Here is a 19,866-nt window from a genome sequence, read left to right as displayed (position 1 = left end):
AATTTCCTTTTATTTGAGACATCACTGTGATTAAATGATAGAATGACAGGTAATAAAAGCGCGTTCACCTACTGAGAGGAGAGTCCATCTTGAAAAAACTAGTAATTATCTTTTTATTAATCAGTTTTATAACAGCATGTTCGAATGACACAGAACAGACAGTTGAATCAGATCGGGACTGGTCACAGATCGGTTTAGAAGACTGGGAGGAAAAGGAGATTCGTCTAACTAAAGATGAATTCAAGCAATATTTAGAATGGTTTGAAGCGAAAGAAAGTGCTGGTGTTTTAACGCTTGAACTACTAGATAATGAGACAATCGAAGCAAGCTATATTGTTTTACAAGAAATTGGTTCAGAAGAGGAGATTAGTGAAGGTGAAGCAGATTTCTTGGATCAAAATCTTCGTCAAGCATATAAGGCTTCTACCTATTACCGAAATCAAACTGAACCAACGATTCGTTTTGTTGATTCTGAAGGAGAAGAAATTATTACTTTTGAAAAATCAGTTGAACAACGGAAGGTGGAAAGTGAAGAAGAACTGGAAGCAAATCGAACGGATTTAGGGACATTTGCGATGCGTGAAGAGGTGGAGATTGGTGGGGCTAATATCACTTTCACTGGTGGGACTACCGTTACCAGAAGGTTAGAGGATGAAATCTATTCCCCAAAATATGTCGTGCGAATGGAACTTTCGTTTGAGAATGTTTCAACTTTAAGTAAATATGCTTCTGCAAGAGCGTTTATCGTTGAGGATTTTTCTAGACAAGAACTAGATATATATGGATTGGATGATCTTGTACATGAAAGAAAAGTTGAGCCAGGTAATACAATAAATGGACCACTATATTTCACTGCATCTGGAAAAGGTCCATATCGGATAACTTATCAAACGGATAACTATAGTGCAACGTGGTTAATTGAAGATGCAGAAGTTGGGATACCACAATATGAATAAGTAAAATGGTGTAGCTACTCTGCTTTTTAGCGGTAGCTATTTTTTGTTTTACATTAGAGACAATAAGGTGATGACATGGTAAAATATTGCTAATTAAGATGGAGGTAGTTCGATGAAAAAGAAACGGATTTTTATTTATATTAGTCTAGTATTTGTTTTACTTATAGTATTTAAAGTCTACTATGATACGAACTTTTTTAAAGTAAATCAGGTTGAATTTGAGTCGAACAAGATTCTGGATCGTTCATCCTTTACTATTCTGCAGATAAGTGACCTACATAATAAAGTTTTTGGTGATGAAAATGAAAAATTATTAGATAAGATAATGGATTTAAATGCGGATATTATTGTGATTACTGGTGATCTTATTGATCGGAAAACAAGTGATTTTACGGATGTATTTGCTCTAGTCGACGAACTTATGGCAGTAAATGAGAATACTTATTTTATATCAGGAAATCATGAGTGGGATAACCCAGAAACAGAAGCTTTTTTTGCAGGACTAGAAGAACGAAATGTCAACATGCTAGACAATACGCATACGACAATTACCATAGAAAATGCAACAATCAACCTTGTTGGCGTTGGAGATAGCTCAACAGAACATGACAACCTTGGAAAAGCCTTAGAAGGCCTAGACGAAGTCAACTACACAGTGTTGCTGTCACATACACCTGATACATCAAATCGTTTCATAGAAAGCCCGGCAGACTTGGCATTGAGTGGACACACGCATGGTGGGCAGGTGCGATTACCGTTCATTGGTGGTGTTATTGCACCAGATCAAGGCTTCTTTCCAGCATTTGATAAAGGAATATTTAAACGTGGAAATGACAAGTATCTTTATATTGATAGTGGATTAGGAACAAGCATCCTGGCGATCCGTTTTTTAAATCAGAGTCAAATGAGTCTAATTACAGTGAAATAGCTCTAAACGATTAATGTAGAAGACAGTCAAATCTGATTGTCTTCCTGATTAATTAATTTAAATATATAGACACTTCTTTTTACTTTTTATGTTAAGATAGTTTATGTGAATAAGTGAACTTGATTTACAGAATGGGAGATAGGAGATGAATAGAGATGAAAAAAAGTGTTTTTGGAGTAATTGGGATTTCTATAATAGCAGTTATGGCATATTTCATTATAGTAAGTTCTGACGGAGATGATTCTAAGGGAAATAAAACACTAAATATAAGAGAATTAGTGAACGATTACAGTATCGGTGCCAAAACAGCCGAAGCTGCCTCAATTACGTCAGAACAACTTGTCGTAACGAACAGCGATGGAGAATCAACATATGCCTTACCAGAAGATGATTTCTTTGTTTCTATTGCTCCTTATATTGAAGAAACACATCCTTGTGCTATACACAGTTTAACAGGCTGTCGTGGCGAATTGGCTAACCAAAATTTTGATGTACACATTGAAGATACAGAGGGTAATATTTATCTAGATGAAGTCATGACGTCCCAGGCAAATGGTTTTATTGATTTATGGCTTCCTCGTGATAAAACGTATCACGTTACAATTGAACAAGATGGTAAGAAGGTAGAGTCTGAAATAGCTACATTTGTAAGTGATGATACTTGTATCACAACGATGCAATTGATGGACAAGTAGAATGCTTAAGGTTTCTTCAGTTAATGGAGAAGCTTTTTTTGTTCGAATTAGTAAGTGATTTAATAAGAGCCTCTGTAGTTTGTTAGAATAGTCAAATTGTAGTTGAATAACGGCTCATATAAGAGGGATTCGAGTAAATATGAGCCAGAACGGAAATATATACGCCCTTCCGCTAGATATATAAGTCGTTACGAATTTATATGCACCCTTCCAGAAGATATATGAGCTGTTAGCAAAATATATAAATCATTAATAAATGATTCAAAAAAGTTTGACCTAAATTATGGTATGTGATAAATTATAACTAACTTGTAATGCAAAGTAGTTGCGATCACCTCTTTTTTTGCGTAACTATATTGTTTAACAAGTTAGTTGATGAATTATTTAAGAGGTGGAATGTTAATGTCTTCAAGCCAAATGTTAAAGGGGATTTTAGAAGGATGCCTTTTATCAATTATAGCAAAGGATGAAACTTACGGATATGAAATGATTGAAAAGCTAGATGCCTATGGCTTTGCAATGGTCAGTGAAGGAAGTATATATCCATTATTGCTTCGTATGAAAAAAGAGGGGCTTGTGATAACCAATCAAAAGGAACTTCCATCTGGAGGACCAAAACGAAAATATTATTCTTTAACATCGAAGGGAATGGAAGAATTAGAAATGTTTAAGGAGCGGTGGTCTGTTATCTCAAGTAGTGTACATCAATTATTGGGAGAGGAAGGATAGTTGTATGGACGTATCAAAATCAAGCAGAGATTTCTTAGATGATCTAAGGCTATATTTATTTTCAAGTGGAAAAAAAGAAAATGAAATTGATGAGATTGTTGGTGAATTAGAAGACCATTTACATGAAGCAGAAACAAATGGGAAGAATGTTGAAGATATTATCGGGAAGACACCAAGCGCTTATATGAAACAAATAGCAAAAGAAATGCCGTTTGATCTTAAAGGCTGGTTGAAGTATCTTCCAATTTTAGTTGTAGCTATATATGCTTATGATATATTAGGATATGCTTTTGAAGGCGATGTAGAATATTCTTTATTGAGATTAGTCGGAAATTTTCTGGTAATGGTATTATTTATAGTACTGATAGCAATTACATTTAAATACGTAGCTAGTACAAAATCTAAAATAAAAGAATATGGCGCATTTGCGTTTCTTGGCTTTTTCCCGCTTAGTTTATTTATTGGTTTAATCTATTTAGATAGATTTATTGAAACACCAGCTATTCAATTTGGTATTACTGCTAAAATTGTTATGATAGCAGTTTCTGTATTGGTGCTTGTTGGAGTTTCAATATGGAGTAAAACATGGATTTCTATTATTATTCCAATCATTATGTATTTACCAGATTATTTGTTAAGTAAAAGTAGCCTGTCTGATGATGCACAGCTATTATGGGGCGCGTGGTCAATACCGATCTTCTTTGGTATCTACTTGCTGATTACAATTAAAATAGAAAAAAGGAAAGCGAAAATTTAATGCTACATTCATGTACTGCATCTTTTATAAATAGAGATGTAGTATTTTTAATTAAATTGTAAACTTTTTTACTGGTGAATACGTCTTATAGATATAGAGGGAGGGAAAATGGGAGACAAGGGTAAAAATGATGAACTGAATATAGAACTTAATATTGTTTTTCGTTATTTAGTGAAAAAAGATAAGTGGTACCCCCGAGGAATTAATAAGGTTTCAAGATTTAGAAATAATTAGAGCCTCTATTATTGGCGTAACGTTAGATAAATATTAATCAGTTAATGTGTCAGGTACGCAATAGAATTGGTGATTAACAACGGTCATAAGTTCGTGATCAAGTATATATGTGCCGTTGAATGCAATTTAAAAATTTATTTAATTAGTAAATTCATGTTAAAATATTTATGTAAATTGTAAAATAATGTGTTTAAACTATCTTAGACTTTCACTTGAATGAAGGGGGTAAATTAATGAAGAAACGTGTAACTTATTTATTAATCTTCATTGTAGGGTTATTTCTTTTTACATTTTCAATTAATATGCCTTCATTAGGCTATAAAAATATTGTTTATGTTGAAGAGACATCTGATTATCAAGTTACTGATTATAGTTGGTATGGAAAACCAACAAATAGTGGAATCTTTATAGGGAATTCCGAGGAAATGTTAGAAATATTACAAAAACAAATAAAAATTCAAAACTTGCAAGCTTCAATAATATTATTCACTTTAATCTCTATCGTTTCATGGTTCATTCGGGAAAAACAATTTTTTATATACAGCAACATTTTTATAACGATTGTAATTATTTTAGTTGACATAGCAATTGTAAATGATTTGATTCAATAAATGGTATTATATATCTTATTTCATTCTATATTAATGAAGAATGTGTATAATAGTAGTATTCTGAAAGTGGTGTTTTAATTGGCGATCGAAGGTCTTAATCATTTTTTATTTTCTGTTTCCGACTTAGATAAATCTATCCATTTTTACGAAAAAGTATTTGATGCTAAATTATTAGTGAGGGGTAGAAGTACAGCTTATTTTGAAGTGGCTGGTATTTGGCTTGCTCTCAATGTTGAAAAGGATATTCCGCGTAATGAAATACATGACTCCTATACACATATTGCTTTCTCAATTAAAGAAGAGGAATTTGATCTTATATATGAAAAATTAAAAGCATGTAATGTAACTATTTTACCTGGACGGCCAAGGGATAAGAGAGATAAAAAATCAATTTATTTTACTGATCCAGATGGTCATAAATTCGAGTTTCATACTGGAACGCTTCAAGACAGGCTAGCGTATTATAAACAAGAAAAGGATCATATGACGTTTTTTGATTGATATTTTCACCATTATTAGAATGAGATAAGGATATTCTCGGGAGGTAGAAATGAAGCTATTAAAAGTGTGTATCTTACTTATTGCTTTTGTTGGTATCGGTATTTATACAGCTAGTCATTTGATTAAAGAAGATCGTGAGACCACAAATTATGCCTATACTTTTGTAGGTGAAAGTGAAAATTGGCGAGCTGCATACACGGTTAATGGTAAAGAAGTCTGGGATAAAGAGAACGGGGTAGTAACTTACGCACATGATGATAGTGATCAATTCGTTTTAAGTTTTATTGGGGATAAAAGTATATATGCATCAATCAAGCAGCTGAATTATTCATATGAAACTTCCAATGGTGGTGGAGGGGGAACTACGTATAGTAATGAATTAGGCAGTCCGAAAAAGGCAGCAACTAATAGAGGCAGTTCGAGGGGTGGAGCAAAAATTCAAGAAGATGAAGTGATACAAGTAACCGTTAAATGGGACGATTTTGAAGAGTCATTTGATTTGTATAATGAGTAAAAAAACACTTTGATTTTTTGACGAAAGACTTGTTAAAACTGGCATCTATAATTAGCTGATCTTTAGGGATACTATGTTCATAAAGATTAGAGGAGATGAAGGCACGTGTCCAGAAGAAATAAGATACTTGTCCCAGAAGCAAGAATAGGTTTAGATGAATTAAAAGCAAAACTATCTAATGTAAATAAGGAACAAGAAGCAAAATATGAAATCGCTAAAGAACAGGGAATTGAATTAACGAGAGGTTACAATGGTGAAATGAAAGCAAAGGATGCTGGCAAAGTTGGCGGCTCCATCGGTGGGAATATGGTTAAGGAAATGGTCAAAATGGCGAAGGAAAATATGAAATAGATGAAAGTAAGAGACTAAGCACTGAGTCATTCAGCGCTTAGTCTCTTATCATATACATGTTATACTAATTTTAAATCGATTAAATGAAAAAGGGGTATCACTATGCTTTCTATTGAGCCATCAGAAAATAGCGAAAGAGATAATTATAAGTTTTTGATTGGGAGTGTCATTCCACGTCCAATTGCCTTTGTAACAACGAAGGCAAAGGATGGTACATTAAATGGTGCGCCATTTAGTTACTTTAACGCGGTAACAGCTAATCCACCATTAGTTTCAATATCCTTACAACGAGGGGCAAAAGGCGTGCGGAAGGATACAGCACGAAATATTAGTGAGTTAGGTGAGTTTGTTGTACATATTGTTGATCAGGAAAATGTTGACCAAATCAATCAAACGGCAGCAAGTCTACCGCCTAATCAAAGTGAAATTGAATTAGCAAATTTAACTGAGATAGAAAGTACGAAGATTTCAGTGCCAGGTGTGAAGGAAGCAAAAATTCGTATGGAATGTGTGCTTGAACAGGTAATTGAATTGGGCGATAAAGAATCCACATGTGATTTAGTGATTGGAAGAGTAGTCCAATTTCACATAGATGAAGCGATTTATCAAGATGGTAGAATTGATCCACACGGTTTAGGTGCTGTTAGTCGTTTAGCAGGAAATGATTATGCGAAAATCGGAGAGATCTTTACTATCGAGAGACCTAAATAAGCTTTTGTTTAGGGTATGAAGTTAATATGTAGCATGAAATTCACCAGATTAGGCGTACCTAATCTGGTACGTTTTGTTATGGGAGTTTGAACTAAAAGTTGTTGTGAGGGAAAACGTGGGTTTTCATTTTGGCAATATCGCGCTCGTTGTTGACAGCTTTTCCCCAGATTAAGGTGTGATCCGCTTCCATCGTTGAAAACATTTTTAAAACTTCTACGTGTCTATCTTCGTTCTCTGCTTTCATAGAAGTTTGTTCATCTTTGATATGAGCAATATCTGCTTTCATAAGAGTTTGTTCTTCTTTGATAGCAGTAATATCAGCTTTCATAGAAGTTTGTTCATCTTTGATATGAGCAATATCTGCTTTCATAGAAGCTTGTTCTTCTTTGATATCAGCAATATCCGCTTTCATAAGAATTTGTTCTTCTTTGATAGCAGTAATATCAGCTTTCATTTCCTTTTGTTCTTTACTCATCGCTCCAACCATGGTAATTAGCTGGCCAAGCATGTTCTCCATGCGATCAAATCGTTCTTCCATTTCTTATTCACCTCCTCATTTCCTTTCAATTATATATCATTTCTCTACAATAATCGATTAAAAAAGTATAACTTAATATAATTTTTATAGCACTCTTTTTGGTGGAAAATGCTTATCTAAGTAAAGTCAAAGCTCTATTCTAAGCATCGTATTTGAGAGATAATCCGGCGGAAGCAGGCGGTAATCCGACGGAAGCAGGTGGTAATCCGGCGGAAGCAGGTGATAATCCGACGGAAGCATGCTAATAAGGAAGCTAAAAAACGGGAAAGAACTAACAAACTAGTTCTTTCCCGTTTACGATTTAATAAACTTTATCTCCGTTGAAGATTGAGTTTTTCACAACGACATAGTCGACATTGCGAATTGCTTCTAATTTTCGCCCACCTGAGTAGGAGATGGAGGATTGGAGGTCTTGCTCCATTTCATTTAATGTATCTTGAAGCGGTCCTTTGTATTCAACGTGCATTTTTTTACCTTCAACATTTTTCTTCTCGCCTTTTTGAAATTCAGAAGCGGAGCCAAAGTATTCTTTAAAAAGTTTCCCGTCTTGTTCAACAATTTCTCCTGGTGATTCTTCGTGTCCAGCAAATAAAGAGCCAATCATGACCATAGATGCGCCGAATCGAACGGATTTTGCAATGTCACCGTGGGTTCTGATTCCACCATCTGCAATAATTGGTTTGCTTGCAGCTTTCGAACACCAACGTAGTGCAGCTAACTGCCAACCACCAGTACCAAAGCCTGTTTTAATCTTAGTAATACATACTTTTCCTGGTCCGATGCCAACTTTTGTTGCATCAGCACCTGCGTGTTCTAATTCTCTTACCGCTTCGGGAGTTCCGACATTGCCTGCAATGAGAAACGTTGTTGGCAAGTGCTTTTTAATGTGCTGAATCATTTCAATTACAGCATTCGAATGACCGTGTGCAATATCAATTGTAATAAATTCAGGGATCAGTTTTGCTTGCGCTAATTGCTCGACAAAGTGATATTCTTCTTCTTTTACGCCGACACTAATCGAAGCGATTAATTTGCGTGTTTGCATATCCTTAATAAAAGCCGTGCGTTTGTCTGTTTCAAAACGATGCATAATATAGAAATAACCATTTTCGGCTAAATATAAAGCAATTTTTTCATCAATAATTGTCTGCATGTTTGCAGGAACTACTGGTAATTTAAAGCGATAGCCACCTAATGTAACAGATGTATCACATTCAGATCTACTATTCACGACACATTTTGCTGGAACTAATTGAATATCTTCGTAATCAAATACATTTTCCATTTTAAACACCTCTAAATACGAATATTAAATATAAGGTTAACAATAATCGTTCGCCCATTTGGTAATATACCTTATTTTTAACGTCATGTCAAAAGGAATTATTTAAAAATTAAATGATTTGATCACGAATCACTATTTAAGCTGTCAAACGTTATTGTTTTTGTATCTTCCAAATTCCCGTAGCGTATTCTTGAATGGTTCGGTCGCTTGAGAATTTGCCAGAATGCGCGATGTTGATCAGTGTTTTTGAAAACCATTTACTTGGATCGCGATAGTTGCGGTCAACGAGTTGTTGCGTTTCTACATAGCTATCGAAATCTTTTAAGATGAAATATGGATCATTGGTGGAAAGGAGGTGGTAATAAATATCGGTAAATTCGACGTTCCGCCCGAATGCTCCACTTCTCAGTTGATCCATGATTTGCGTTATACGTTCATCATTTTGATAGATTTCATTTGGATTGTAAGAACCATCTCGATAATAGCTAAAAACTTCCTCAGCCTGTAAGCCGAAAATGAATATATTAGAATCGCCAACTTGGTTCTTAATCTCAATATTTGCACCGTCTAATGTTCCGATAGTTAGGGCACCATTCATCATCATCTTCATGTTTCCAGTTCCAGATGCTTCTTTCCCGGCTGTTGAAATTTGTTCACTCACGTCTGCTGCAGGAATGATCTTTTCGGCTAAACTGGTGTTGTAATTTTCCAGAAAAACTACTTTAAGTCTATCTTTCACTTGAGGATCATGGTTAACAACAGATGCAACGGTGTTGATTAGTTTAATTACTTCTTTTGCGAAATAATAACTTGGTGCTGCTTTTGCACCAAAAATAAATGTTCGTGGTGTGATATCTAAGGCAGGGTTTTCTTTTATTTCATTATACAAATACATGACGTGAAAAATACTGAGTAATTGACGTTTGTATTCATGTAGTCGTTTGATTTGGACGTCAAAAATAGATTGATCATCTACTAAAATGCCGGTTGTTTGGTGGATATATGTTGCTAAGTCTTGTTTATTCTTTTTCTTCACGTTTTCCAGTTTCGCTAGTAATGGTTGGTCTTTTGCATAACGAAGTAGGTGGGTCAATTCACGTGGCCTGCGTTCCCAACGCCTTCCAATTGTTTCTGAAATGAGATCTGATAAACGTGGATTTGCCATTAGTAGCCAGCGTCGATGCGTAATGCCGTTTGTTTTATTATTAAAGCGTTCCGGAAAAAGACTATAAAAGTTTTTCATTTCTTGTGTTTTTAAAATATCTGTATGCAATTTGGCAACACCATTCACACTAAAGCTGCCGATAATGGCAAGGTGTGCCATATGGATTTGATCATTTGCGATAATTGCCATACCGGGTATCTCGTCGCGTAATGCAGGGTGATCGAACCATATTCCTTGGCAAAAGCGTTCATTAATTTCAACAATAATCATATAGAGGCGAGGTAGTAAATTTTGCATCATTGTGGTGGGCCATTTCTCCAATGCTTCGTGCATAATCGTGTGGTTCGTGTAGGCAAAAACAGCTGTTGTAATATGCCAAGCTTTATCCCAACTTAATCCTTCTTCATCCATTAGTATCCGCATTAGTTCGGGTATTGCCAGACTTGGGTGGGTATCATTTATTTGTATCACCACTTTTTGAGGGAGGTGGGTCAGTGGTAGTCGGTTGTTTGTTTTATAGTCCGTTATGATTTTTTTAAGACTTGAGGCGACAAGAAAATATTGTTGTTTAATTCGTAATCTTTTGCCACTGTCGTTCGAATCATCGGGATATAACATACCAGATATTTGCTCGATTGCGTGATTATGTTCTAATTCCTTATAATAGGAAGGTTGATCCTTATCCGTAATTGACTGATTTGCTGTGAGTATTGGTTCCGCGTTCCATAAGCGTAATGTATTGACGACCTTATTTTCATAACCAACTATTGGCACATCATAAGGAACAGCTAATACTTTATCGGTATTATCATATTTAAATTCAAGAGTTCCGTCGCTTTGTTCCAACATATGAACGGTTCCGCCAAACTGTATTTCAAACGCTTCTTCGGCTTTTCTCATTTCCCATGGATACGGATCTTTTAGCCAATAGTCTGGCAGTTCTGTTTGGTAGCCGTTAATAAAACGCTGCTCAAACATCCCATAGCGATAGCGAATGCCAAAGCCGTGACCTGGATAGTGTAGGGTTGCCATCGAATCCAAAAAGCATGCAGCTAATCGTCCGAGTCCACCATTTCCTAAACCAGGATCTTGTTCTTCCTTGTAAATAGTTTCAGGAGTAAAATCAAGAGCGATTAAAGCATTATCACATATAGTTAACATACCTGTATTTAATAAATTACTTTTAAGTAAGCGTCCAATTAAAAATTCCATTGATAAATAATAAACTTGTTTTGGTTTCCTATGTGAATAGACTGCTTCCGTATGATGCCAATCTTTTGTTATTTCGTCGTTAACAATTGCACATATTACTGCATATATCTCATCCGGTGATGCTTCTTTGACTTTTTTCTTGTAAAGCTTTTTCAACTTATTTTTGATTAGCACAATAAATTGATCGACGGTAGGTTTTGGCAATGGCTAAACGCCTCCTTTTTTAAAAACGAAATTGTTACGTATCCTCAACTAACGTTTGATATAGATCAGCATATGCATGACTGGAATCTGTCCAGCCAAATTGACTTTTGTTACTGTTTTTTAGTAAGGAAGCCCATTGATCTGGATCATGATAGATCTCTAAGGAATAGCGCAAGACGTCTAACAATTCGTGTGCATTATAATTGGAGAAACTAAATCCGTTTCCAGCTCTTGTTATTTCATTATAAGCCGTTACGGTATCTTTTAAGCCTCCCGTTTCTCTTACAATGGGAATGGATTTATATTGCAAGGCGATCAGTTGGGACAATCCACATGGTTCGAACAAGGAAGGCATGACAAAGAAATCACTTGCAGCGTAGAGTTGTCGTGCTAATCCTTCATCAAAGCTTAGATAGGACACTAATTTATCTTTATTTCTTTCTGCAGCATGGTAGAAATAGTTTTCGAATGAATAATCGCCAGTGCCTAATAAGACAAATTGCACATTTTCTTGTAAAAATGTATCAATGATCGCCTCGACTAAATGAAGTCCCTTTTGTTCAACTAATCTGGTGACCATGACATATAAAGGTATTTCCTCATCAATCGGGAGGCCTAATTTTTCCTGGATGTATTTTTTATTCTTTTTTTTCTTTAGTCGTGAATACGCATAATTGTAGGGAAGGTGCGGGTCGGTCATTGGATCATATTCATTTAAGTCAATGCCATTAATAATACCAACTAAATCGTTATGACGATCATTCAAAAGTGGATAGAGTCCTTCTCCGTAATATGGTGTTTTAATTTCGTCGGCATAGCTCGGGCTTACGGTCGTAATTTTATCAGCATGAAAAAGGCCAGCTTTCATGCAATTTATTAGACCATTCCATTCCAATCCACTAATATGATCAGCTGGTAAATTGAATAGATCGTTGTAGGCATCGATTTGCATGATACCTTGATACTTAATATTGTGGATCGTGAAGACAGTCTTTATGTCCTTAATGGGTTGCTGGATTTTTGCGAATGCTAGTGCTAAACCTGCTTGCCAGTCATGGGCGTGAAGAATGGTGGGCTGGAATTCTAGTTTTGGAATCGCGTCGATTACAGCTTGACAGAAAAAAACAAAGCGTTCCCCATCGTCATAATATCCATAGACACCTTTACGGGTAAAGTAGTAGTCGTTTCCAATGAAATAATAGACGATATCTTGGTGGGTTAATTTATAGAGACTTGCCTCCTGATCACGCCAACCAACTGGTACAAAAACAGAGGCAACTTCTTCTAATTCATCCTGCCACTTATCGATAACTTCTTGATAAAGTGGCAGGATAACGCACACGTTTATGTTTTTATTTTGATTGAGCGCCTGTGGCAAGGAGCCAACCACATCTGCTAAACCGCCTGTTTTCACAAAAGGGGTACACTCAGAAGCAACAAATAAAATATCATGAACCATTCGTTCGTGCTCCTTTCCAAATTTTAAACTTTTCTTCTCTTTGCGATCACGAAAGGTTGTTCTTTGGCGCCGTGAAGTGCTTGATCATTTGTTATCGTTACATCTTTATCTAAAATCACATTTTCCAAGTGGGCACCATCTTCAATGATGCAACGTTGCATAATGATAGAATTCTTAATCACCGCTCGTGCGTTAACTTTGACACCGCGAAATAAAATACTGTTAGCTACTTCTCCATTAATCTCACAACCGGTTGCAATTAAAGAATTTGTGACGTCTGCTTGATCATGGTACGTTGTTGGTGCCTGATTCCCAACCTTAGTCAATACATGTTCCCCAGTAAAAAATAATTTTTTATAGGCTTTATCATCAAGTAAAGCCATATTATTTCGATAATAACTCGATACAGAGTTAACAATTGCACTGTAACCATCATATTGATAAGACTGTATGTGTAGTCGATCTAAATTTGCTTTTATCCCATCCAAAAAGAAATGACCTTTGTAATGGGCAATACACTCATCAACGAGTTGGAGTAAGAGGTCCCTGTGTAGGACATAAACCCCAGTGAAAACACAAGGGTTCTTGCTATCATTTGAAAGACCTGTTACCCATGCATCCGCATCTTTGTCTACCTTCATGCAAGCTCCATGTTCTGGGAGCAAATTTTCGTAAGTTGTTGTTAAAAGTGTTACATCTGCTTTTCTTTCAAGGTGGAACTGGAAAAGATCATGATAAACTGTATTTGAAATGAATTGACTTCCACTTATTAAGACATAGTCTGATTTCCCACGTTTAAAATAATCGATGTTGTTGTGGAAATGTTTTAAATCTCCTTTAGAAATATCGGTCGGATCGTTCCAATCTGGTGGGAGTATAAATAGACCGCCATGTCGTCTATCTAAGTCCCAATCTGCTCCAGACCCAAGATGGTCCATAAGGGAGCGGTATTTACTTCTAGCAAAAACGGCAACTTCTTGAATGTTGGAGCGGACCATATTAGATAAAGTGAAATCAATTAAGCGGTAACGTCCAGCGAACGGTACAGAAGCCCCACTGCGAAAATAGGTTAATTCATCTAAGAAATCTTGTTCATGCTCTAAATTAATTAAACCCATCATTGTGTCCATTCTATGCACCTCCTCACATTGCTTTTATCTTTTCATTTGATAGCACAATTGGTTCTTCGTCTGGATTTGAAATGATTTTCGTTCCAGCAGGGATGGAGACGTTTTCTTGAACTATCACACGTTCTAGTTGGACATTTTCCCCAATACGAACACCTGGAAGAATGATTGCTTGGCGAATAACCGCTCCCGCATCGATGACAACATTCTCAAACAAAACGGATTCTTCAACAGTTCCAGCCACTATGCAGCCATTATTTACGAGGGAGCGTCGAATAAGTGCATGCTCGTGAATAAGTTGTGGTGGAAATTGCGAATCATGGGAATAGATTGACCAGTCTTTATTACTTAATAACTGTGCTAAATCCTTATCAAACAAGTCCATATGTGCTTCCCAATAACTTTGAATGGTACCAACATCTTTCCAATAGCCTTCAAAACGGTAGGCACAAAGATAGCGATCATCGGCGAGCATTGTTGGTAAGATATTCTTGCCGAAGTCATGTTCAGAATCTTCTATTTTTGCATCTTGCAGAAGGTATTCTTTTAAGACTTTCCAATTAAAAATATAGATTCCCATTGATGCCAGATTACTAGTCGCATGGACTGGTTTTTCGTCAAACTGATAGATTCGTAAATCATCTGTTGTATTCAGTATGCCAAATCGATAGGTTTCTTTCCATGGCACTTCAAGAACGGAAATGGTCACATCTGCCTCGTTCTCTTTGTGGTGCTGTAATAATTTATCATAATCCATATGGTAAATGTGGTCACCAGAGATGACGAGTAGATACTCAGGATCATAGCCTTCAATATAATTAATGTTTTTGGTGATTGCATCGGCAGTGCCAAGGTACCAGTTCCCACCATTGTTCTCGATAAAAGGGGAAAGGGTTGTTAATCCATCATGCATCCGGTCTAAATCCCACGGTTTTCCCACACCGATATGCTTATGAAGTTCAAGTGGAGAATACTGGGTAAGTACCCCAACTGTATGCATATGGGAGTTTAAGCAATTGCTTAAAGCAAAGTCGATAATGCGATATCTTCCACCAAAAGGAACAGCGGGTTTTGCAAGATTCTTCGTTAATAATCCTAATCGCTTTCCAACACCACCCGCTAGTAGCATCGTCACACATTCTTTTTTCATGGTCAATCTACCTCCAAAGATAAGACCTGATAGTTTTTAAAAACAGATATGGCTAAAGGTGGAACTTTTACTTTAATATGGTTTGCACAGCCATGCCATTCTGTTGGAAAACTGTCGTGTAAGTCTGTATTACATTGATTTGAACCACCATAAATAGAGGAGTCAGAATTAAATATTTCTTGGTATTTTCCTGGTTCTGTAACGCCAATTTTGTAATCGTAGTAAACGTGTGGTGTGAAATTGCATAGGATATAAACAGCTTCGGAATGCTTATCACTTTTTCGCTTAAACGCAATGATACTTTGATCAACGTTATCTGCATCAATCCATTCAAATCCTTTTGGGTCATGGTCTAGTTTAAAAAGCGCAGGTGTCTTACGATAGAAATGATTGAGTGCTTTAACATAGTCAAGTAATTGGGCATGAAGCGGGTATTCCAACAGTAACCAATCGAGCTCATGTTGATCTCGCCATTCGATATACTGACCAAATTCGCCCCCCATAAAGAGTAACTTTTTACCTGGATGTACCATCATAAAGCCGTAAAGTAATCGTAGGTTAGCAAATTGTTGCCACCTATCACCTGGCATTTTATTTAACAAGGAACGCTTTCCGTGGACAACTTCATCATGTGAAAGTGGTAGGACAAAGTTTTCACTGTACATATACATAAATGAAAATGTTAGAAGATTATGGTGCCATTTCCGATAAACAGGATCATATTCCATATAGGTAAGGAAATCGTTCATCCATCCCATATCCCATTTGAAATTAAAACCAAGACCACCAAGATAGGTAGGTTTGCTAATACCAGGAAGGTCTGAGCTATCTTCCGCCATCATTAATACATTTGGGGAAAACTTAAAGACAACTTCATTCAATTTCTTTAGGAACGCAAGCGCTTCTAAATTTTCATCGCCTCCAAAACTATTCTTCAGCTTTTCTTCCTCATCTTGCCGATCAAAATTTAAAAAAACCATACTAGCAACCGCATCAATTCTAAGTCCATCGATGTGATACGTGTCTAACCAAAAAATTGCATTTGAGATAAGAAAACTTTGTACTTCTGGTCGACCAAAATCAAAGGTAAGCGTACCCCATGATTTTTTTTCTGCCTTACTTGTATCACTGTATTCGTATAAAGCCTCTCCATCAAATTGCCTTAGTCCATGGGCATCTTTACAAAAATGGCCAGGTACCCAGTCCATGATCACACCAATATTGTTTTGATGGCACTGATCAACGAAATATTTGAAATCATTTGGGCTGCCGAAACGACTTGTCACCGCATAGTAGCCAGTAATTTGATAGCCCCATGATAAATCAAATGGATGTTCTGCAAGAGGTAGTAATTCAATATGTGTATAACCAAGATCTTTTATATACGGAATCAATTGTTCGGCTATTTCTTGATAAGAATAAAGGCTACCATCTTCTTTTGTTCGCCACGAGCCGAGGTGCATCTCATAAATAAGAATTGGTTCACGATAGGAATAATACGTTTGTTTTTTCTGTTGCCACGCTGCATCATTCCACATATACAGCTCAGAATTAGGTGTGATTGAAGCAGTGCGTGGTCGAACTTCAGCTTGTTGTGCATATGGATCTGCTTTTAATAAAATCGAACCATCTGACGTTGTGATCTGGTATTTATAGCATACATTTGGCATGATTGTAGTGAAAAAGCCTATCCAAAGTCCTGCTGAATTAATCCGTTCTAACGGATAGTCATTACCAGTCCAGTCGTTAAAATCGCCAACAACACTTAATGAAACGGCATGGGGTGCCCAGACAACGAAACGTAGTCCTTTTATATTGTTTTGTATTTTCTGGTGGCAACCGAGTAATTGATGACTATAATAGTTAGTGCCTTGATGAAATAAAAACACGTCTGAGTCAGATGTAAAAGTTGACATGGAACCCCCCTGGACACTCTTTTTTAGTGAAATGGTATAAGAGAATGTTCAAAAAGGCCTCAAATGGTAAGCGGCACATCGCTTAGTTGGCTCATTCTTCCGTTCATCAGAAACTTTACCGCCTCGACCTGCTAGCTTCTAATTTAAGGACTTTATGAACACACATTATAAAACAGAAATAATTTAGCTTGTGCTCGCATAATCATTTGCAGTGGAACAGTTCTCTTATTGTTAGATATACGTTTTTGATCGATGTTTTATAACCTAATTTGAGATTATCTAGTAAGTAGAAATGAGGACAAACAAATGAAAAAAAGCTGCGCTTGGTTAGATGATACAAATAAAATACGTGTCGAATTTAAAGAGATTCCAGAACAAACGACAATAAACCCAGTTATAAAAAACAAGCAGCGAAACTTTGAGATCGAATCAACGGAATGGAATGAAAAGGTAGCAACAATCATACTGAAGCAAAGCGTAGATTGTGAAGAGGATATGATGTTATATTGGCAAGACATGGAGCTTCAAATCCATCCAAGAGGGATTGTACGTGCGGTCGCTTTTGAGAAAAAATATGATGCAAGTGATACGAAACTTGGCGCGCAGTATGGTCGTAGAAAAACGTCCTTTTCGATTTGGGCACCGACAGCGACAAATATGGTGCTAGTCTTAAATGAGAAAGCACACATCATGTATAAAGAAACAAGAGGTGTTTGGACAGTTACCGTGCGTGGCAACTATCATTTAGCACGTTATTATTTTTTAGCTACAGTAAATGGTGAAAAACAACAGATCAACGATCCCTATGCAAAAGGTATGACGGCAAACAGTGAAGAAGGCGTTGTTTTAGATCTTCGCAGAACAGATCCAGAAGGTTTTCGAACCCATACCTATGCGCCTGTGTCAAAAGCAGATGCAATTATTTACGAGCTTCACGTTCGTGATGCGACAAGCTCGGTAGAAAGTGGGATCAGTAAAAGCCATCGAGGCAAATTTCTTGGACTAACAGAATTGAACACGACAAATCCTGCGGGTTATTCAACAGGTTTGTCTTATATAAGTGAATTAGGCTGTACACATGTTCAATTCCTGCCACTGCAGGATTTTGCGCGAGTAGATGAATTAAATCCTAGTGAAAGCTACAATTGGGGCTATGATCCACTCCAATACTTTGTGCCGGAAGGAAGTTTCGCAACAGATGCAACAGACCCAGTGTTACGTGTGAAAGAATGCAAAGAAATGATTCATTCCTTTCACAAAGAGGGATTGTCCGTCATTTTAGATGTCGTCTTTAATCACGTCTATGATTTCGGAAATTCTAATTTTGAAAAAGTGTTACCAGGCTACTTTTTTCGATACCAAACGGATGATACAGTTAGCGACGCGACAGGCACAGGAAACGATCTTGCAACAGAGAGAAGAATGGTTCGCAAGTTTATTCTGGAATGTGTCGATTATTGGTTAAAGGAATACCGTGTCGACGGTTTTCGTTTTGATTTAATGGGGGTAATTGACATACAAACGATGCAGGCGATTCAGAATCGATGCAACCAAGAAGACCGTCCAATTCTATTGCTAGGTGAAGGATGGGAATTAGATACACCACTTTTACCTGAACAGAAATCTTCCATGGCTCAAAGTGATCACTTGCAAGGTATTAGTTTTTTTAATGACAGATTTCGTGACGCAATAAAAGGAACGTTATTTGATCAATTAAATACAGGTTATGTGAATGGTTATGGCACATATATCGAGAAATTACCTCAGCTCGTTGCCGGTTCCAGTGACGAACGATTTGGCGATCGATTGTTTTCCAATCCGTTTCAATCGGTTAATTATGTCGAGTGTCATGATAATCATACGTTGTGGGATCGATTCGTTCTGTCCAATCCGACAACTTCAGATAAAGATAAACAATACATGCATCAATTAGCAACAGGATTAACCCTTCTAAGCCAAGGTATCCCATTTATTCATGCAGGTCAAGAATTTTTTCGCACAAAGAATGGTGACGAAAATAGCTATCTCTCAGGTGATAAGATTAATCAATTGGATTGGTCGCAGCGCGGGAGAGAGGAGCACAATGTGCAATGGGTAAGACGCTTAATTCAATTTAGAAAAGCATCTCATTTATTTCAAATTGGAAATGTAGTAGAAATGGAACATCGTTTGCATATCATTCACTCTCCAAACCCAGTGTTTGGATTTCTATTAGCGGGAGCGGATGAAGATTTGGTTGTTTTTATAAACCCAACCAATGATAAAATTCAAATAGAAATGCCTGCCCTTGGTAGATGGGAAAAGTCACTTAGTAATCACTCACAAGTAGTAACGGAAATAAGTTGCCTGTTAGATTCATGTGTAGTTATTCAAGGTTATGAGTTAGCTGTTTTAAAAAAAGAAAGACGCTGATAAAAGCATATGATAAAAAATCTAGCCAACAGGTATAATTACTCAACTTTCTCGCTTAAAAAATAAGCTGATCGTTGGCTGTGTTCACAATATAACAGAACTTATGCCCCGCTCCTCAAGCGAAATGGGCTCCCTTTCCGCAGGCACGGCTTCAGCTAACTCGGATAAGCAAAGAACGCTTTCCGAGTGGATCTTCAGCTCGCTCTGTTCCTGCAGGAGTGTCACCCATTTCGCTTGATACGCTAGGTTTAGGTTTAGTCCGTTAATTGAAATTGCGTAAAAGACGCTATTATTCGTAATTAATGGGTAACTAAAGCAAGCGTAAGAAAAAATGAATAGTGATTTTATCACCTCTATAAAAAAAGATGCACTTATCCCGCGAAGGTAGCAAGTGGTTGACACTCCTGTGGG

At 36.7% G+C, this 19,866-nt stretch carries 18 protein-coding genes; 11 read left to right on the top strand and 7 right to left on the bottom strand.

The window, feature by feature from the left end:
* Window positions 1-89 precede the first annotated feature (89 nt).
* The 10 genes from D2K62_RS04055 (at window position 90) to D2K62_RS04010 (ending at window position 6,987) form a co-directional block, all read left to right on the top strand.
* Window positions 90-956, top strand: coding sequence for a hypothetical protein (locus tag D2K62_RS04055; RefSeq protein ID WP_117160945.1), 867 nt, complete (start codon window positions 90-92; stop codon window positions 954-956).
* A 112-nt stretch (window positions 957-1,068) separates the two neighbouring features.
* Window positions 1,069-1,884 carry a metallophosphoesterase gene (locus D2K62_RS04050; protein ID WP_112180553.1) on the top strand — a complete coding sequence of 272 codons (816 nt, stop codon included), beginning with the start codon at window positions 1,069-1,071 and terminating at the stop codon, window positions 1,882-1,884.
* A 155-nt stretch (window positions 1,885-2,039) separates the two neighbouring features.
* Window positions 2,040-2,579 (top strand): CueP family metal-binding protein, encoded by a 540-nt coding sequence (locus D2K62_RS04045; RefSeq protein ID WP_112180554.1) that lies wholly within the window; start codon window positions 2,040-2,042, stop codon window positions 2,577-2,579.
* Window positions 2,580-2,981: 402 nt separating this feature from the next.
* Entirely contained in the window at window positions 2,982-3,308 is a 327-nt protein-coding gene (locus D2K62_RS04040; protein ID WP_112180555.1) for a PadR family transcriptional regulator, read from the top strand.
* A gap of 4 nt (window positions 3,309-3,312) precedes the next feature.
* Entirely contained in the window at window positions 3,313-4,065 is a 753-nt protein-coding gene (locus D2K62_RS04035) for an HAAS domain-containing protein (protein WP_112180556.1), read from the top strand.
* A 467-nt stretch (window positions 4,066-4,532) separates the two neighbouring features.
* Window positions 4,533-4,910 (top strand): hypothetical protein, encoded by a 378-nt coding sequence (locus D2K62_RS04030; protein WP_112180557.1) that lies wholly within the window; start codon window positions 4,533-4,535, stop codon window positions 4,908-4,910.
* Between the two features lie 78 nt (window positions 4,911-4,988).
* Window positions 4,989-5,411: a FosM family fosfomycin resistance protein gene (gene fosM, locus D2K62_RS04025; protein WP_112180558.1), complete on the top strand. Its 423-nt coding sequence runs from the start codon at window positions 4,989-4,991 to the stop codon at window positions 5,409-5,411.
* A 49-nt stretch (window positions 5,412-5,460) separates the two neighbouring features.
* On the top strand, window positions 5,461-5,925 hold the full coding sequence (locus D2K62_RS04020) for a hypothetical protein (RefSeq protein WP_112180559.1): 465 nt from the start codon (window positions 5,461-5,463) through the stop codon (window positions 5,923-5,925).
* Window positions 5,926-6,030: 105 nt separating this feature from the next.
* Window positions 6,031-6,276 carry an alpha/beta-type small acid-soluble spore protein gene (locus D2K62_RS04015; RefSeq protein WP_112180560.1) on the top strand — a complete coding sequence of 82 codons (246 nt, stop codon included), beginning with the start codon at window positions 6,031-6,033 and terminating at the stop codon, window positions 6,274-6,276.
* Window positions 6,277-6,378: 102 nt separating this feature from the next.
* Window positions 6,379-6,987 carry a flavin reductase family protein gene (locus D2K62_RS04010; RefSeq protein ID WP_117160944.1) on the top strand — a complete coding sequence of 203 codons (609 nt, stop codon included), beginning with the start codon at window positions 6,379-6,381 and terminating at the stop codon, window positions 6,985-6,987.
* A 91-nt stretch (window positions 6,988-7,078) separates the two neighbouring features.
* Here the strand turns inward: D2K62_RS04010 and D2K62_RS04005 are convergent, their stop codons facing one another.
* The 7 genes from D2K62_RS04005 to glgB all read right to left on the bottom strand — a co-directional run bounded on the left by D2K62_RS04005 (window position 7,079) and on the right by glgB (window position 17,043).
* Window positions 7,079-7,525 (bottom strand): hypothetical protein, encoded by a 447-nt coding sequence (locus D2K62_RS04005; RefSeq protein ID WP_112180562.1) that lies wholly within the window; start codon window positions 7,523-7,525, stop codon window positions 7,079-7,081.
* A gap of 301 nt (window positions 7,526-7,826) precedes the next feature.
* Window positions 7,827-8,810, bottom strand: a complete 984-nt coding sequence (guaC, locus tag D2K62_RS04000; RefSeq protein ID WP_117160943.1) for a GMP reductase — start codon at window positions 8,808-8,810, stop codon at window positions 7,827-7,829.
* A 151-nt stretch (window positions 8,811-8,961) separates the two neighbouring features.
* Window positions 8,962-11,391 carry a glycogen/starch/alpha-glucan phosphorylase gene (locus D2K62_RS03995; protein WP_117160942.1) on the bottom strand — a complete coding sequence of 810 codons (2,430 nt, stop codon included), beginning with the start codon at window positions 11,389-11,391 and terminating at the stop codon, window positions 8,962-8,964.
* 34 nt (window positions 11,392-11,425) lie between these two features.
* The gene (locus tag D2K62_RS03990) at window positions 11,426-12,850 is read right to left on the bottom strand and encodes a glycogen synthase (RefSeq protein WP_117149487.1); all 1,425 of its coding nucleotides are present in this window, start codon (window positions 12,848-12,850) and stop codon (window positions 11,426-11,428) included.
* 23 nt (window positions 12,851-12,873) lie between these two features.
* Entirely contained in the window at window positions 12,874-13,980 is a 1,107-nt protein-coding gene (gene glgD / locus D2K62_RS03985) for a glucose-1-phosphate adenylyltransferase subunit GlgD (RefSeq protein ID WP_112180566.1), read from the bottom strand.
* Between the two features lie 13 nt (window positions 13,981-13,993).
* On the bottom strand, window positions 13,994-15,127 hold the full coding sequence (locus D2K62_RS03980; RefSeq protein WP_112180567.1) for a glucose-1-phosphate adenylyltransferase: 1,134 nt from the start codon (window positions 15,125-15,127) through the stop codon (window positions 13,994-13,996).
* A 2-nt stretch (window positions 15,128-15,129) separates the two neighbouring features.
* A complete protein-coding gene (glgB, locus tag D2K62_RS03975) occupies window positions 15,130-17,043 on the bottom strand; it encodes a 1,4-alpha-glucan branching protein GlgB (protein WP_117160941.1) in 1,914 nt (637 codons plus the stop codon).
* Window positions 17,044-17,349: 306 nt separating this feature from the next.
* Between glgB and pulA the strand changes: the two genes are divergently transcribed.
* The gene (pulA, locus tag D2K62_RS03970; protein ID WP_117160940.1) at window positions 17,350-19,455 is read left to right on the top strand and encodes a type I pullulanase; all 2,106 of its coding nucleotides are present in this window, start codon (window positions 17,350-17,352) and stop codon (window positions 19,453-19,455) included.
* Window positions 19,456-19,866 lie beyond the last annotated feature (411 nt).

It is taken from the genome of Paraliobacillus sp. X-1268 (assembly GCF_003426095.1).
Lineage (GTDB): Bacteria > Bacillota > Bacilli > Bacillales > Amphibacillaceae > Paraliobacillus_A > Paraliobacillus_A zengyii.
This window is presented reverse-complemented; position numbering and strand designations above follow the sequence as displayed.

Excerpts from the sequence above, each read along its gene's own strand:
- D2K62_RS04050 (WP_112180553.1), top strand. The coding sequence starts at position 1,069 with ATGAAAAAGAAACGGATTTTTATTTATATTAGTCTAGTATTTGTTTTA.
- D2K62_RS04045 (WP_112180554.1), top strand. The coding sequence starts at position 2,040 with ATGAAAAAAAGTGTTTTTGGAGTAATTGGGATTTCTATAATAGCAGTT.
- D2K62_RS04040 (WP_112180555.1), top strand. The coding sequence starts at position 2,982 with ATGTCTTCAAGCCAAATGTTAAAGGGGATTTTAGAAGGATGCCTTTTA.
- D2K62_RS04035 (WP_112180556.1), top strand. The coding sequence starts at position 3,313 with ATGGACGTATCAAAATCAAGCAGAGATTTCTTAGATGATCTAAGGCTA.
- D2K62_RS04030 (WP_112180557.1), top strand. The coding sequence starts at position 4,533 with ATGAAGAAACGTGTAACTTATTTATTAATCTTCATTGTAGGGTTATTT.
- D2K62_RS04020 (WP_112180559.1), top strand. The coding sequence starts at position 5,461 with ATGAAGCTATTAAAAGTGTGTATCTTACTTATTGCTTTTGTTGGTATC.
- D2K62_RS04010 (WP_117160944.1), top strand. The coding sequence starts at position 6,379 with ATGCTTTCTATTGAGCCATCAGAAAATAGCGAAAGAGATAATTATAAG.
- D2K62_RS04005 (WP_112180562.1), bottom strand. The coding sequence starts at position 7,525 with ATGGAAGAACGATTTGATCGCATGGAGAACATGCTTGGCCAGCTAATT.
- guaC (WP_117160943.1), bottom strand. The coding sequence starts at position 8,810 with ATGGAAAATGTATTTGATTACGAAGATATTCAATTAGTTCCAGCAAAA.
- D2K62_RS03990 (WP_117149487.1), bottom strand. The coding sequence starts at position 12,850 with ATGGTTCATGATATTTTATTTGTTGCTTCTGAGTGTACCCCTTTTGTG.
- glgD (WP_112180566.1), bottom strand. The coding sequence starts at position 13,980 with ATGGACACAATGATGGGTTTAATTAATTTAGAGCATGAACAAGATTTC.
- D2K62_RS03980 (WP_112180567.1), bottom strand. The coding sequence starts at position 15,127 with ATGAAAAAAGAATGTGTGACGATGCTACTAGCGGGTGGTGTTGGAAAG.
- glgB (WP_117160941.1), bottom strand. The coding sequence starts at position 17,043 with ATGTCAACTTTTACATCTGACTCAGACGTGTTTTTATTTCATCAAGGC.
- pulA (WP_117160940.1), top strand. The coding sequence starts at position 17,350 with ATGAAAAAAAGCTGCGCTTGGTTAGATGATACAAATAAAATACGTGTC.